The sequence below is a fragment of the Methanolobus sediminis genome, assembly GCF_031312595.1.
In the GTDB taxonomy this organism is placed as follows: Archaea; Halobacteriota; Methanosarcinia; order Methanosarcinales; family Methanosarcinaceae; genus Methanolobus; species Methanolobus sediminis.
Map to the genome: position 1 here is coordinate 1,785,348 of NZ_CP133592.1, position 13,929 is coordinate 1,799,276.

The 13,929-nt window shown below is 42.3% G+C and carries 13 protein-coding genes; 5 read left to right on the plus strand and 8 right to left on the minus strand.

The genetic code is table 11. The features are described from left to right. Positions 1-64: 64 nt before the first annotated feature. Genes RE474_RS08760 through RE474_RS08775 form a run of 4 tightly spaced genes read right to left on the minus strand, consistent with a single transcriptional unit; the run spans position 65 to position 5,373 of the window. Positions 65-1,711, minus strand: a complete 1,647-nt coding sequence (locus tag RE474_RS08760; protein ID WP_309310002.1) for a tRNA uridine(34) 5-carboxymethylaminomethyl modification radical SAM/GNAT enzyme Elp3 — start codon at positions 1,709-1,711, stop codon at positions 65-67. Between the two features lie 19 nt (positions 1,712-1,730). Then, entirely contained in the window at positions 1,731-2,765 is a 1,035-nt protein-coding gene (locus RE474_RS08765) for an AAA family ATPase (protein WP_309310003.1), read from the minus strand. An 11-nt stretch (positions 2,766-2,776) separates the two neighbouring features. Then, entirely contained in the window at positions 2,777-4,474 is a 1,698-nt protein-coding gene (locus RE474_RS08770) for a preprotein translocase subunit SecD (RefSeq protein WP_309310004.1), read from the minus strand. Beyond that, positions 4,471-5,373 carry a protein translocase subunit SecF gene (locus tag RE474_RS08775; protein WP_309310005.1) on the minus strand — a complete coding sequence of 301 codons (903 nt, stop codon included), beginning with the start codon at positions 5,371-5,373 and terminating at the stop codon, positions 4,471-4,473. The genes RE474_RS08770 and RE474_RS08775 overlap by 4 nt, the downstream gene beginning before the upstream one ends. Before the next feature lie 114 nt (positions 5,374-5,487). Between RE474_RS08775 and RE474_RS08780 the strand changes: the two genes are divergently transcribed. Beyond that, positions 5,488-5,949 (plus strand): deoxycytidylate deaminase, encoded by a 462-nt coding sequence (locus RE474_RS08780; protein WP_309310006.1) that lies wholly within the window; start codon positions 5,488-5,490, stop codon positions 5,947-5,949. Here RE474_RS08780 and RE474_RS08785 read toward each other — a convergent pair. The 3 genes from RE474_RS08785 to RE474_RS08795 form a co-directional block, all read right to left on the minus strand. Further along, positions 5,935-6,693 (minus strand): coenzyme F420-0:L-glutamate ligase, encoded by a 759-nt coding sequence (locus RE474_RS08785; RefSeq protein ID WP_438861572.1) that lies wholly within the window; start codon positions 6,691-6,693, stop codon positions 5,935-5,937. The genes RE474_RS08780 and RE474_RS08785 overlap by 15 nt on opposite strands. A 508-nt stretch (positions 6,694-7,201) precedes the next feature. Beyond that, complete coding sequence (locus RE474_RS08790) at positions 7,202-7,663, minus strand: Hsp20/alpha crystallin family protein (protein ID WP_309310007.1); 462 nt, start codon at positions 7,661-7,663, stop codon at positions 7,202-7,204. A 144-nt stretch (positions 7,664-7,807) separates the two neighbouring features. After that, the gene (locus tag RE474_RS08795) at positions 7,808-9,013 is read right to left on the minus strand and encodes a cofactor-independent phosphoglycerate mutase (RefSeq protein WP_309310008.1); all 1,206 of its coding nucleotides are present in this window, start codon (positions 9,011-9,013) and stop codon (positions 7,808-7,810) included. A gap of 106 nt (positions 9,014-9,119) precedes the next feature. On the opposite strand from RE474_RS08795, the gene RE474_RS08800 reads away from it, so the two are divergent. From RE474_RS08800 to RE474_RS08815, 4 genes are all read left to right on the plus strand, one after another. Then, positions 9,120-10,409 carry a hypothetical protein gene (locus RE474_RS08800; protein WP_309310009.1) on the plus strand — a complete coding sequence of 430 codons (1,290 nt, stop codon included), beginning with the start codon at positions 9,120-9,122 and terminating at the stop codon, positions 10,407-10,409. A 111-nt stretch (positions 10,410-10,520) separates the two neighbouring features. After that, complete coding sequence (locus tag RE474_RS08805) at positions 10,521-11,933, plus strand: aspartate kinase (protein WP_309310010.1); 1,413 nt, start codon at positions 10,521-10,523, stop codon at positions 11,931-11,933. Next, positions 11,930-12,934: a phosphoribosylformylglycinamidine cyclo-ligase gene (gene purM / locus RE474_RS08810; RefSeq protein ID WP_309310011.1), complete on the plus strand. Its 1,005-nt coding sequence runs from the start codon at positions 11,930-11,932 to the stop codon at positions 12,932-12,934. The genes RE474_RS08805 and purM overlap by 4 nt, the downstream gene beginning before the upstream one ends. A 15-nt stretch (positions 12,935-12,949) precedes the next feature. Beyond that, on the plus strand, positions 12,950-13,228 hold the full coding sequence (locus RE474_RS08815; RefSeq protein ID WP_309310012.1) for a DUF1894 domain-containing protein: 279 nt from the start codon (positions 12,950-12,952) through the stop codon (positions 13,226-13,228). Positions 13,229-13,263: 35 nt separating this feature from the next. Here RE474_RS08815 and RE474_RS08820 read toward each other — a convergent pair whose 3' ends face one another. Then, positions 13,264-13,830: a hypothetical protein gene (locus RE474_RS08820; RefSeq protein ID WP_309310013.1), complete on the minus strand. Its 567-nt coding sequence runs from the start codon at positions 13,828-13,830 to the stop codon at positions 13,264-13,266. Positions 13,831-13,929: the final 99 nt, after the last annotated feature.

Below are 13,929 nucleotides of genomic sequence, written 5' to 3' on the forward strand. Positions count from 1 at the left end.
TATATCTGTTTGTATATACAACTAACCGTCATACTCACTAATAAAACTTTCTGGTCAAGTTATATTACAAGTTTTTTACCATGTATGCTTTTTCCAGTTCGTACCCCATCTTCCTATAGTAGCCACGAACTCCGATACCACTTATTATGGCAAGTTTAGTGCAGCCTGCATCACTTGCAAGTTCTTCTGCACGCATAATCAATTCTCTTCCATAACCCTTGTGTTGCCAGTCATTCCTGCCGGCTTCCTTTCCTACAGCTACGGTTGAACCATATATATGTAGCTCTCTGACAAGAGCTGCACCAGAAAGTTCTTCACGGTGGGGTCTTGCCGGGAACCTCAACCTTAAAAATCCTATCAGTATATCCTTTTTAACGTCTTCAAAGGCAACGAAGTGTTCCTGCCCTTCACAACACTCGTATGACTCAACAGTTAGCTCTATGTTGTCTGTGTCAGGTTCATTTCCTTTTAGTAAATTGTGTCCAACTTCCCGGCATCTGATACAACGGCATTTACCACCATGTTCTTCCAGATGTTCATGTGCAAGCTGTCGTATGTTGCTTTTCCTGACACCTGCAAGTATTTGGGGGGAAGGAATATCTCTCTGTATGCGCTGTAACCTGACCCATTTTGGGATGAAGGATTTAATTTCAGAAAGCAGCAGTGTTGCTTCGTCGTCTCCGATAGCCTGATATTTTCCTTCCTTCCACATCTGGTGAAGCTCAGTACCTTCGGTGACCAGTGTAGGATATATCTTCAGGTAATCGGGTCTGAATCCAGTTTCCTCAAAAAGGCGTTTAAAATTTCTGATATCCATTTCCATATCGGTTCCGGGAAGTCCCGGCATCATATGGAAACCTACTTTTAGGGCACTGTCTCTCAGTATTCTGTTAGCTTCAATGCTTTCAGCAACAGTGTGTCCACGTTTCATCCTTTCAAGTATGAAATCATAGGTACTCTGGACACCTATCTCTACCTTGGTGGCACCAAGTTCAAGCATCTTGTCAATATGGTGTGTTTTAGCCCAGTCTGGTCGTGTTTCAAAGGTAATTCCGGTATTTCTCACCTCTGCAGTCTCATTGGCTTTCTGCACGTCTTCAATAGTGTAATATGGAATTGTCCTGCCAATCGGGGTTGCATCCAGTCTCCATGAATCTCCATAAAAGTCGTTCATAGCTTCAAGGCAGCGTTTTGTATACCATTCCTGATAGTCTATTGACCTGGCGGAAAAAGTACCTCCCATGACTATCAGTTCGGCTTTTTTAACCTCATGCCCTATCTGCTTTAACTGGGTCAGTCTGTTTGTTACGATCTTATAAGGGTCGTATTCGAACTGTATAGCTCTCATGGTGGAGGGTTCTCTCCCCATGTAGCTCTGGGGTGAATGGAATTCAGAATTAGGTCCTCCGGGACATGGGACGCATATTCCGTGAGGGCATGGTGCAGGTGAAGTCATTGCAGCGATAACCGCTACACCTGAAATTGTGCGAACAGGTTTGCGCTGCAGAACGGCCCTGACAATTTCCTGCTCTTCATCGTTTCCTGATATAATGATGTCAGCATTCTTGGGCAGGGTAGAAAGACGAAAATCCTTTGCTATTTTTTTCTTGGTATTATTGAGCTCTTTCTCATCTTTGATGCTGCCATCCAGCACCATGTCAAGTATCATACGACATGCTGCTTTAAAGTTAGTATTATCGTTGTCAGTCATGAACAATCAGGCTATATCTTTAGCACTTCTGGCAGAATCCTGCAACCAGTGCCTCCAGCTGTATTCTCTCGTTCGCACTCTCTGTAAGATAGAGGTCAGTATTCGCTATCTTTGTGACCCAATCGGCAATAATATCGTCCGGTTCGTTGGAATTTACAGTAGCCTGGTGTAGTTGCAACAGGATTTCCTGGCCGGATAATCCCTCGCCGAGAATAAGTTCGTCAATATACTTCCTGGCTTCAAGGATGTCTTTTGCAATCATGGATTCAAAGAGCTTGTTTATATTTTCTGATTGCTCGCCCAGAGTTGCCTCAAATATCTGCTGGGTGCCTATCTCACTGCAATCGGGTAGTATGGATGCTGTCTGCAATGTATTCAGTGCTCTGGCAACATTGCCCTTTGCATGATATACAAGTGCTGCTATTCCATCCGTACTGATAGTTAGTCCTTCGTTCTCCACAACTTCTGAGATGAACTTTGTCATCTTATCATCCGATATGTGCGTGAAGAACAATTGCAATCCTCTGGATCTCAAAGGAGTAATGAGTTTAGAAGGCTGCGTGGTAGAGAGGATGAAACGGCAGGTAGTCGTGTATTTCTCCATTATTCTCCTCAGTGCATGCTGGGAATCAGAGTTAAGTGATTCTGCATTGTCAATGAATATTATCTTGTAGTCAGCATCAACAGGTGCCATGCTGGCATATTCATTGATAACCTCTTTGAAAATGTGGATCACACTACTTGTGATCTTTTTAGGATCATCGGTGCCTATGATGCGCAGGAATCTCTTATCACGCACAAGGTAGCTTTTACCCTGTTCAAAGAAATCCGATGCATTAAAATAAGCAAGGTTCCGCTCGAAATCTTCTCCATAGAGTTCAAAGGCAAGTGCAAAGGCTGTGCTTGACTTGCCTGAGTTTTCCGGGCCATGGAATACAAGATGAGGAAGGTTGTTAGACATGGCCAGCTTCCTGATCATGTCCAGGGATTGCTCGTTACCGATAATCTCATCAAAGGTCTTTGGCCGGTATTTTACAGTCCACAAATCCTTCATTATTCATCTCCTTATTCGGCTTCAGCCTCTGAGCCTGCTGCAAGTACTTCGTGGATTACTTTTCCGTACACTGGTCTTGCGATCAGTATTCCAATCAGGACCCCAACAATTGTTGTGATTGCGAATCCTTTCAGGCTTCCAAATCCCATTATAACAAGTGGTGACATTGCGATAATGGTTGTCGCAGATGCTGCAAATATGATTCCGAATGCTTTTGTTATCCTTGAAAGATAAACTTTTCTTGGTGGGAGTTTTCCTTCATACAGCACTTCATCGGTGATGATGACAAGGTGGTCAATACCTGTTCCTATGGCTGCTATAATACCTGCGATACTTGCAAGATCAAGTTGCCATCCGATTGCTGCTGCAAATCCAAGGATCATTATCACTTCACTGATCGAAGTGCTGACCATTGGTATCAGTATAGCAGGCTTGTTATATTTCCTGAATACTACAAAAGCAACTGCAAGAAGTGCGATCATTCCTGCGATAACAGCCTGTGTCTTGAACTGCTGTCCAAGGGCTGCATCTACATGTCCTGAACCCATAAGTTCGACATTCACAGGCAATGCACCTGCACGCAGGTGGATCTGTAATTCCTCTGCTCTTGTCTTGCTGTCCTCATCCGCACCGGTTGAAGCCTGCCATGAATATATTGGAGCCTGTTCCAGTTTGGCTGCTGCTGAGTAGCTAAGAGGTGCGCTGTAAACCTCGTTCTCATCAAGATACATCACAAGGTTATGTGACATTGGATCCTGTGTAGCACCAGTTTCAATAGCGATCTCCTGAAGTGCCTGGGCACCTTCATCTGTCAATGTGAAAGGTACGTACCATGAACCTGAATCCTCCTGATATCCTACAATACTTACAGATTCGATTTCATCTCCGTAAAGAACATGCTTTGACTCATTGCCCTGTGTAATTATCCTTATCTCGAATTTACCTGGCTTTTCTGCGATGTTCTTGGCTGTTGCAAGGTCTACACCCGCAAAGTCAATAAGAATATAGTCATCACCGACTGTTTTTACCGGAATGTCCTTAAGTCCCAGAGAATTGAGCTTGTCACTGAGGATCTCTTTTGTCAGGTCTCTTGTTTCGGTTGTTACTCCTTCCTTGTAGACAGGATTTCCATTGATGTCAGTTACAATGGAACCTCCAACCTTTTCCATCAGCGCTTCAAGTTCTTCCTGTGTAATTGCAGTCCTGATCTCATATTCCACACCATCGGAAATAAGTGTTGGAATTACTTCTGTTTTCAGTGTATCTCCAAGGTATGTGCTGATGAGTGTTTCTTTAGTGGAGTGAAGTACTACCTGGGTAACGTTATTGCTTCGTGAGATGGTCGTCTGGCCAACGCCAAGTTGGTCCATCTGGTTATTGGTTAGCACTGAAGCCGATGTGAAAGTTACTGTAACCTCGTCTTCTCCTTCATCTGTGGATGCAATAGTGATGTCTTCTGCGAGGTTGATATTGACTATTTCTTTTACAAGAAGGCCGCTGTCAGCATCAAGCTGTGCAACAGCACCCTGGAGTTTCAGCTGAAGCCAGGAACCACCTTCAAGGTCAAGTCCATAATTAAGGTTAGTTGTAAATCCTTCATCAGACGTGTACCACGGGTGTATGAATATTATGGAACCAAGTATTGCAAGAATGAACACTATCACTCTTACGTCTTTTAACAGGCTCTGTTGTTTTTCATCGTCCCTCATGCTTTTCTCCTCCTTGTGCCGACACTTGTAACATGCCACCTGAGAATTGATGTGTTAAGCATCCAGGTGTTCATCATATCAGCCACCAGTCCGAAGATGAGGACGATGGAAATGTTTGAAAGAAGAGTTATCTGTGAGAATGATGGGCTAAGGACATAGGAGAATGTTGAAATAACGTACATTGCCACAAGTGCTGCAAGTGTTGTTGTTGTCATTGTGACACCGGTATGCATTGCATTACTAATGTTCTCCTGTGGGGTTCCGCGTCGTTTTAAAACCCTTGTTGTAAGCAAAATATCACTGTCTACCGAATAACCGATAAGCATCAGAAGAGCTGCAACTGTACCAAGGGACAGTTCAATTCCTACAATGTTCATGAATGCTGCTGCGATTATAATATCGGACAATGCAGAAAGAACGACAGCTACCGAAGGGACAAATGTCCTGAAGATCAAAAAGACAACAATTGCCATTCCAATGAATGATACAATAACTGCTTTTACTGCCTGTTTCTGCAGGCTTGCACCGTATACTGGTCCGACCTGGTTTATCTCTACATTATCATAGGAATTGATCACATCAGTTGTAAGTTCTTGTTGCAGTTCATCGCTCATGGGTCCAAACTGCATAATGATACGTGATCCGGCCTGTCTGACGTCAGTGATAGGGTAATCTGCATACTTCTGCTGAATGGCTGTCACACTTTCCTGACTCGCCATTGAGACCATAGTCCCGCCTTCAAAATCCATTCCAAGCTTTACAGGTGATCCGCTGCTTGCAAAAGTGATTGCAAGTATAATTAATGAAATAACAAATAAAACAAGCGGTAATGCTGCAAGCTGACGATCGTCATGTTTTCTAACAAAAGAATCTAAACGTTCAGTCAAACCGACTTTCATGTTTCTATACTCCAGAAATAATAGCTTCTCAATTTCGTCTATATAAAAAATAAAATTGATACCTACACTCTTACACTACAACTTATATATACCACTTACTGCTTCATTTAAAAGATGACTGAAAGGCCAAGTATAGATGAGTATTTTCTTGAAATCGCTACGGTTGTGGCCAAACGCTCCACTTGCTTGCGAAACAGGGTTGGAGCTGTGATTGCCAGGGATAAACGTATACTTTCCACAGGTTACAATGGCGCACCGAGAAATATGAAGCATTGCCTTGATATAGGCTGTATCAGGCAGCAAAATAACATTGCTTCAGGTACCCGTCACGAAAAATGCCGTGCGGTACATGCCGAGCAGAATGCTATTATTCAGGCTGCCCTGCATGGTGTCAGCACAGATGGTGCCACACTTTACTGTACACACCAGCCATGCATACTCTGCGCAAAAATGATCATCAATTCAAATATCAAAAAGGTTGTTTATATCCAGCCTTACCCGGATGCAGACTCACTTGTTTTCTTCGAGGAGTCCGGGGTAGAAGTGGTAAACATCCCAATATCAGACTTTGCTTAAACAGCGAAGTCCTTTTTTAATTATATCTTCACGGTCACTACGGTACATTTCCTGAATGGATGATTCTTCTGACCGCATTTCCAGTCCTCTTATAATTATTACTGGATATCCGCCGTCACCTTCTCCCATGAGCAGATTTGCAGCTCCGGCAATCTCATCTGCAATTGCCTCTTCAGTGATCTCAAGTGTGTTTCCAAACAGGTCTTTTTGTCCTTTCCAGTTCTTTATCGGGTGTATTTTGTAAACACCGATGGCAATTCCGGTCTGTCCTATCTTAAATGCCCTGCCGTTGGTATCTGTGAGTATAACGCTGATCTTCTTTCCAGTGATCAGTTCAATACTTTCTCCGATTTGGGCTGTACTTCCATCAGGATTAGATGGCAGATCTGCCAGATAGCCAATATCAACATTTGATTCATCAATTCCTGCTTTGATACAAACGTGTCCGTTATGTGTTTCAACCAGGAATATCGGGTAATCGACCAGTACTTCCTTACTGCGATCAAGGACCGCCTGTATAAATCTTGCATCAAGGTCATGCATGGAAGCAATAGACAATGCTCTTTCTCCGGGGATGATGTCTTCAAGTCTGAACATCCTGCCTTCTGCTTTGGCAACGATTGTTGAAGCTATTACAACAATGTCATTGTCTTCAATGGTGGTATTTTCACAGATGATCGATGCAATATCGTCCCCTTCTTTTATCAAGGGGATATTTTCTACAGTAAATACCTGCATTTTCAATTTGGATTCTCCAATATGTATGGTAATGATTTGCGAATAATGCTCAAATGTTAATTAACAATGCTATGTTAAATTCATACAAGTTTGGTTTATATGTGAAACGTCTAATAGTATATATTGGGAGTGACTTACCGAAGTAAGTACAAGTTTCAATCTATAAACTATCAACCAACCAGTTAAATTGAAGCAAAGTCATAATAACCCTTGTACTTACTTCATTTACCATCACAAAATGGTCTAAAAGTCGTTTTCCTTAATTAATATCTTTTGTTCATTAAATATGTAGCATTGATGCCCTTGAATTAATTCTCTATTATTTATTTGTCAGCGAAAAGTAATATACTATATTTGCATTGTACTTTTTTGCGGCGATGATGATAGTTACCCCGACTGAGCAAAGGATGATGATATTTCTGACTGATGCCGCAATCTAAAATAATCGAATAAAAAAGAATACCAAAGGGGTAATAAAAAAGGAAGTCCGAATGGTCGGACATGAAGTAAAACTCTATTCGATCATTATCCTGTGCTTTTCTTCTATCTCTGCTTTTGGCATTGTGATCGTAAGCACGCCATTCTCAAGCTTTGCACTTGCTTCGTCTTCCTTTATCATTGATGGAAGATTGAATGCACGTGCAAACCTGCTGTATGTCCTTTCACGCATAAGGTAGCCTTCTTTCTCCTCTTTTGACTCCTTGTGCGTGTTCGCCTTGATCCAAACCCTGTCATTCTTTATGTCTATGTCAATATCCTCTTTGCTGACGCCAGGAAGATCTGTTGTAACGATAATATTTTTATCGTCCTCCTTGATATCAATCAGAGGGGAAAGGGTATCCATATCTATCATTTCCTTACTCTGCTCGCTATCCCCAAACAAACGGTTAAGACGCTGCTGCATCTGCCTCATGTCGTCAAAGGGATCCCATCTTGAGGTTGTGGATGGGGACCATGGTGTTAGTCCAAACTTCATTTTACCACTCTCTTGCTTATATATAGATGGAACTATCCGGAAAACAGATACTCCCACAATAAATAATATCTAAGTGGTTCTATTTATAAATAATGAGTGTTCCCATCACGCAAAAAAAGAATGCAAAAGGCGTTGTGCAGTGGGTTATTGAGCCCACTCGCCGTCAATAAGTTGTCTCACAAGATCTGCTGCGTAAATTATTCCAAGAGCACCTTTCTTTACAGATTCTTCATTAAATGCATCTGCCTTATCAGATACTTTTTCTGAGGTGCAGTAAATAGCTACTGGAATGGGGTTGGATGTGTGAGTTCTAAGTGCAATTGGTGTTGGATGGTCAGGAAGTACCATTATAGTGACCTCTTCATCCATTTCCCTTGCTGCTTTAAGAACAGTGCCTACTACCTTCTCATCAAAATCCTCAATAGCCTGGATCTTTGCATTCATATTTCCCATGTGTCCTGCTTCATCAGGAGCTTCCACATGCACGAAAACAAAATCGTGATCTTTGAGTGCGTCAATTGCATATTCTGCCTTACCGAGATAATTCGTATCAAGGTATCCGGTGGCACCGGGCACTTCGATAACATCAAGTCCTGCATAGATGCCTATTCCCATAACAAGGTCTACAGCTGATATAATGGCTCCTTTGAGTCCATACAATTCACCGAAAGGTGTGAATGCAGGTGCGTATCCCTGTCCCCAGAGCCATATGGAATTTCCCGGGTTCTTACCTTCCTCAATTCTCTTGAGGTTGACAGGGTGGTCTTTCAGTATTACCATGGACTTTTCAGTCAGTTCACAGAGTAGTTCACTGTCTTCGCCTTTTGGCATATGCTGGTGCCTGTTCTCATCAATTACATCGTGAGGTGGCACACACTCGGTGTTTGCTCCAAGTCCTTTCTTTCCTACCATAAGGTGACGGTAACTGATTCCCGGATAAAATCGGACCTTTTCATCTCCAAGTTCTGCATCAATGCTTTCTATCAGTTCCTTAGCTTCCTCGTTGGTAATGTGCCCGGAACTGTAGTCAGCTATCAAGTCATCTTTGATGGTTATCAGGTTGCAGCGGAAGGCCACATCATCTTTTTCGAGTTCCACACCCATGCTTGCAGCTTCAAGTGGTGACCTGCCTGTATAGTACTTTTTCGGATCGTACCCTACAATTGACATATTGGCCACATCGCTCCCGGGGTGCATACCTTCCGGAACTGTCTGTGCAAGTCCTGCCCTGCCGTAAGCAGCAAGGTAATCCATGTTGGATGTGTTGGCTTTCTGAAGAACCGTCATGCCGCCAAGTTCCTCAAGAGGCTCATCTGCCATGCCATCTCCGATGAGTACTACATATTTCATATTTTCACCTATATTAATAGAAATCAATAAAAACCATAAGACAGTAATAATGCCATGGAAATGGTAGAAGTCCTGTCATTTTATTGGTTCTATGAGTGAGGTTTCGATGAAATATATACATTTTGTAATTATCTCTGTATGTATCCTTTTATTATGTGTGTCTCCTGCATCCGGTGTGAGGACAAAGACAATGATTCATTATTCGGAACCTCAGGTAACAGTACAGGATGAGATATTTCTTGAACAAGGTTACTCGTTCAAAGTGCTGGATATGAATAGCAAAAGTGGAGATATCTGGATCGAACTCTATCTTGACGGGGAAGAGGTGGAGTTAGATGATAATTTTGCCAAGAAGGACGAACCACTTGAATACATTCGCTCGGTAGTTGAAGATGAGGATGATGATGAAGAGGAAGAAGTGGATTATTTCATTCTTCGGATAACTCCTGAAGGCGATGTGGATGAAGATGATGGAGTGGTGTATTCCACCATCTACGTTGAGCAGTATATGGATCCGGTTGAAGATATGGAAAACTATCTGCTTCTTGACAAAAGTTACTCCTTGACAATGGATTCCGAACTGGAACTGTCAGGTCTCTACACTCTGGAAGCCACAGATGTGGACGATGATGAAGTTACTCTTGAGCTGAGGATTGATGGAAAACTGCTGAAAGAGGATGAGGTAGAGGCTGATGACTACTTCTATTACACAGTTTATTCAGATGGAAATCCTGAAACTCTTTTCCTTGCTAACGTGAAAGCATTCTTTGAGTCTGGCGATGAAGTATCTGTATTCATAAATCATGTATCATTGAAACAAAGTCAGGTTTCTTCTTCAGATGAACTTCCTGACGGCCTGGATATTGATGTATCTTCACCGGTAGATGGGGGACTTAAAGCCGGAAGGATTGCAATTGTCAGTTATTCTCTGAACGAGTCATTTTCAGAGGTACGTATTCTAGTAGACGGTAAAGTTCTGGATTCCAGATATAATGTAAGTCCGGGCGTATACAAGGCCGTAAGCGGTGAAATGGATGCTGGTATCCACAAAGCAACCCTGCGAACTATAAATGAGGATGATGAGTCTTCTTATTATTCAGAGGATTTTTCTGTATCCGTAAATATCAAAGACAATATCACAGAGTCTATTGTCGAGATTGCAAATACGGCAGCAGCTGAAATCTCAAAAACCTATTACATGACCTCGAACACATCCAAATCCGATGATTCTACAAAGGATTCATCATCAGATGCCGGGGAATCGTCTGAATCACAGGAATCAGGTTTATCGCCTGCATTATGGACTTCATCTACAGGCGTGTCTAATGCTGTTTCTCTCATAATAACAGCAGGTGTTTTCCTGTTGTTCTTTACGTTCTTTAACAAGTTCCGGTAAGCCAATATTCTTCTATTGGTACTTTTTTAGAACATAGGTTTACACATAATCTTTATATTACTCTTTATTGTTTATAGACGCAATTAGCTGACAAACTAAACAGGTTGTATCATGAGAATCGTAATGAAGTTCGGCGGGACTTCCGTGGAAAACGGCGAAAAGATCCGACATGTGGCAGAACTGTTAAGACAGTTCCACATGGATGGCAATGAACTTGTGGCAGTAACATCTGCGCTCGGTGGCGTTACAGATGGTTTACTGAACACAGCAAAAGATGTATCTAAAAATGGTAAAGTTAGCCAGGTAAAGGAATTCATCGCAGATCTCAGTAAAAAACATTACGATGCTATCAATGTTGCAATTGATGATGAGAATATCAGGTCCGAGTGTGTTGAGGTAATAGACAGCAGAGTCGATGAGCTGGAGAAAGCATTGATCGGTATCTGCTATCTTGGTGAACTCACCAACCGTTCCATTGATTATATTTCTTCATACGGTGAGCGTCTTGCTGCTCCTATTGTAAGCGGTTCAATTCGTTCACTTGGCACTCCATCAAAGGCATTTACGGGTGGAGAGGCAGGTATTATAACAGATTCCAAGTATGGTGATGCCAAGCCTCTGGAGGACAGCTATACCAGGGTTCATGAAAGGCTCTGTCCCCTGCTTGCAGATCACATACCTGTTGTAACAGGTTTCATTGCCCAGGACAAACAGGAAATCATCACAACTCTTGGAAGAGGCGGCTCTGATTTCTCTGCATCAATTATCGGTGCTTCAGTCGATGCTGATGAAATATGGCTGTGGAAAGAAGTTCACGGTATCCTGACAACCGATCCTAAGATCGTAGCTGAGGCAAGTCCTATTCCTCAGATTTCATATATCGAGGCTATGGAGCTTTCATATTTCGGAGCTAAGGTACTTCATCCAAGGACAATCGAGCCTGCTATCAGGCACAAGATCCCGGTACGTGTGAAGAACACTTTTGAACCGGATTTCCCGGGAACTCTTATTGTTGCTGAGCAACAGTGCAAGGAGGATGTCGTTAAGGCTGTAACTCTCATTAACAAAGTTGCACTTATCAATATAAGTGGTGCAGGCATGGTTGGCACCATAGGAACGGCTGCAAGGGTATTTTCCGCACTTGCAAACGCCGGTGTTAATATTATCATGATCAGCCAGGGCTCATCCGAGGCAAACATGTCATTGGTAGTCAATGAGGATCATCTTGAAGCAGCAGTTGCAGCTGTCAGATCAGAGTTTACAACAAATGTTGTGGGCGATGTTGCTTATGATCGTGATGTATGTGTTGTAGCTGTTGTCGGTGCAGGTATGGATGGCATTCCGGGAGTTGCAGGAAAAGTATTCAATTCACTAGGCATAGCCGGTATTAATATTATTATGATAAGTCAGGGTTCATCACAACACAATATTTCTTTTGTAGTAAGTTCCGAACATGCATTGGAAGCTGTTAAGACCTTACACTGCGAATTTGAATTAGACAAACAATGCAGGGGATATCAATGAAAGATAAACACCTTACGTATGCAGAATCTGGGGTAGACATCGAAAAGGAAGAAGTGACTATCAAGGCACTCACAAAGGGTATGGATTATAAGCGTGAGGGCCTGGGTGCACCTTTGACCGGTATAGGTCACTATGCCGGACTAATCGACTTTGGAGAATACGCCCTTGCACTTGCTACGGATGGTGTTGGTTCAAAGGTTCTCATTGCAAATGAGATGAAACGCTGGAACACAGTGGGTATCGACTGTATCGCAATGAATGTCAATGACCTTCTTGCGATAGGTGCAGAGCCAATATCATTTGTGGATTATCTTGCACTTGAGAAGCATGATGAGGATTTCGCTGCCCAGATCGGTGAGGGTTTGAGAAAAGGTGCAGAGATTTCCCGTATGTCTATAGTTGGCGGCGAGACTGCAACACTTCCTGATATTATAAACGGCTTTGACCTTGCAGGGACCTGTCTTGGTATGGTCAGGAAAGAAAATATCATCACAGGAGAAAAAGTTCAGCTTGGGGATGCAATTGTAGGTATTCCTGCTGACAGTGTTCACAGTAACGGATACACCCTTGTGAGAAATATCATGGAGCAGTCATCATACTCTTATCATGACAAGTTCCCATATAATGAATCCACAACCATTGGTGATGAGCTTCTGATCCCTACAAGGATCTATATGGAAGTTCTTGATGTCATCAAAGAATGTGATGTCCACGGCCTTGCTCACATAACAGGCAGTGGCCTGTTAAAGCTGAAGCGAGTTACAAGTCTCGGATTTGATTTCTACGACCCTATCGAGCCAAATGATATTTTCAAGTTCCTTCAGGAAGAAGGTAATGTCGATGACTTTGAGATGTATAAGACCTTCAACATGGGTATGGGCTTTGTCATAATTCTGCCTCAGGATCAGGCAGAGAAAGCTGCCAGTATGACTGGTGGTAAAATAGTTGGTCGTATTACAGAAAAAGGTATTAAAGTTGGCGACCTTGTAATGGTGGAGTAACCAGTAGGTATTATCATGGCATGTATCAATGACATTCCCTTTGAGATTCTTCTTAAAGGAGCTACTCCTGCACAGTCTGAGAAGCTTATCAAGGAAAAGTCAGATACATTTTATAAGGTTCCTGGTGGTTACAGGCTGCGTGGCGTGGCACTGATGGGGGATAATATTCCTGTAGGTGTAAAGGGTGATGAGGTTTTCTTCCAGTTCATCAAGCCATGCTTTGGTATTTTCGTTCTCAGGGTTGCTGAAGCTGCAGATATTGCAGAGCAGCTAAAGAAGGATTTCAAAAAATAAGTAAATCGAAATTATAGTTATGATTCTAATTATAACTATAACTTGCTCTTTTTTGCAGTTTCATTAATCCATTTAAGGAATTTTCCAGAGGGGAATTCGTGGATAGTTGTGGCAATTATTCTTCCTTCTCCCAGTTCTTTCACTACCATTAGGGGATTACCTTCATCGCTTCTGAATATAACTTCTCCGTCTGTTTTTGTGAAATAACCATCAAACTCGATTTCAGAGCATGTGTCTTCAATAAGACATTGGGCTTCATGCTCTTTTTCTTTGCAGATATGGGTAACCTGGTATTCTTGTTTGTATTCAAGTTCCATTGGCAGCCACTTGAAGTCATATTCAGGAACTGCCGGGCTGAATACTACAAGATTTCCTCCTGCTTTTACAAATTTCTCAAAACTTTTGGCATTTCTCTCAATGCCAGGCAGTATGCTGGTATATGCTTTATTTGCGAATCCTGTAGGGATCACAACACATTTGCATGGAGGGGTAAAAGGTGTGCCAATAGAGTCGGATACAATTCTCTGGCATTTGATGCCGTGTTCAGTGAATAGTTTTTCAAACAACAAAGGATTATCCCATACAAGCATTACCTCAGTCATGCTTGTTGATAGTATTTGTTTCTTTAATTATTTTCTGCTATTAATGTTGCATAGCAGATGCAGGTTTAGGGGAGATTTCAATAATGCCTGCGGCTCTTT

What these genes read in the sequence shown, in the direction of transcription:
- RE474_RS08760 (WP_309310002.1), bottom strand. Translation starts at nt 1,711, where the DNA reads ATGACTGACAACGATAATACTAACTTTAAAGCAGCATGTCGTATGATA.
- RE474_RS08765 (WP_309310003.1), bottom strand. Translation starts at nt 2,765, where the DNA reads ATGAAGGATTTGTGGACTGTAAAATACCGGCCAAAGACCTTTGATGAG.
- RE474_RS08770 (WP_309310004.1), bottom strand. Translation starts at nt 4,474, where the DNA reads ATGAGGGACGATGAAAAACAACAGAGCCTGTTAAAAGACGTAAGAGTG.
- RE474_RS08775 (WP_309310005.1), bottom strand. Translation starts at nt 5,373, where the DNA reads ATGAAAGTCGGTTTGACTGAACGTTTAGATTCTTTTGTTAGAAAACAT.
- RE474_RS08780 (WP_309310006.1), top strand. Translation starts at nt 5,488, where the DNA reads ATGACTGAAAGGCCAAGTATAGATGAGTATTTTCTTGAAATCGCTACG.
- RE474_RS08790 (WP_309310007.1), bottom strand. Translation starts at nt 7,663, where the DNA reads ATGAAGTTTGGACTAACACCATGGTCCCCATCCACAACCTCAAGATGG.
- RE474_RS08795 (WP_309310008.1), bottom strand. Translation starts at nt 9,013, where the DNA reads ATGAAATATGTAGTACTCATCGGAGATGGCATGGCAGATGAGCCTCTT.
- RE474_RS08800 (WP_309310009.1), top strand. Translation starts at nt 9,120, where the DNA reads ATGAAATATATACATTTTGTAATTATCTCTGTATGTATCCTTTTATTA.
- RE474_RS08805 (WP_309310010.1), top strand. Translation starts at nt 10,521, where the DNA reads ATGAGAATCGTAATGAAGTTCGGCGGGACTTCCGTGGAAAACGGCGAA.
- purM (WP_309310011.1), top strand. Translation starts at nt 11,930, where the DNA reads ATGAAAGATAAACACCTTACGTATGCAGAATCTGGGGTAGACATCGAA.
- RE474_RS08815 (WP_309310012.1), top strand. Translation starts at nt 12,950, where the DNA reads ATGGCATGTATCAATGACATTCCCTTTGAGATTCTTCTTAAAGGAGCT.
- RE474_RS08820 (WP_309310013.1), bottom strand. Translation starts at nt 13,830, where the DNA reads ATGACTGAGGTAATGCTTGTATGGGATAATCCTTTGTTGTTTGAAAAA.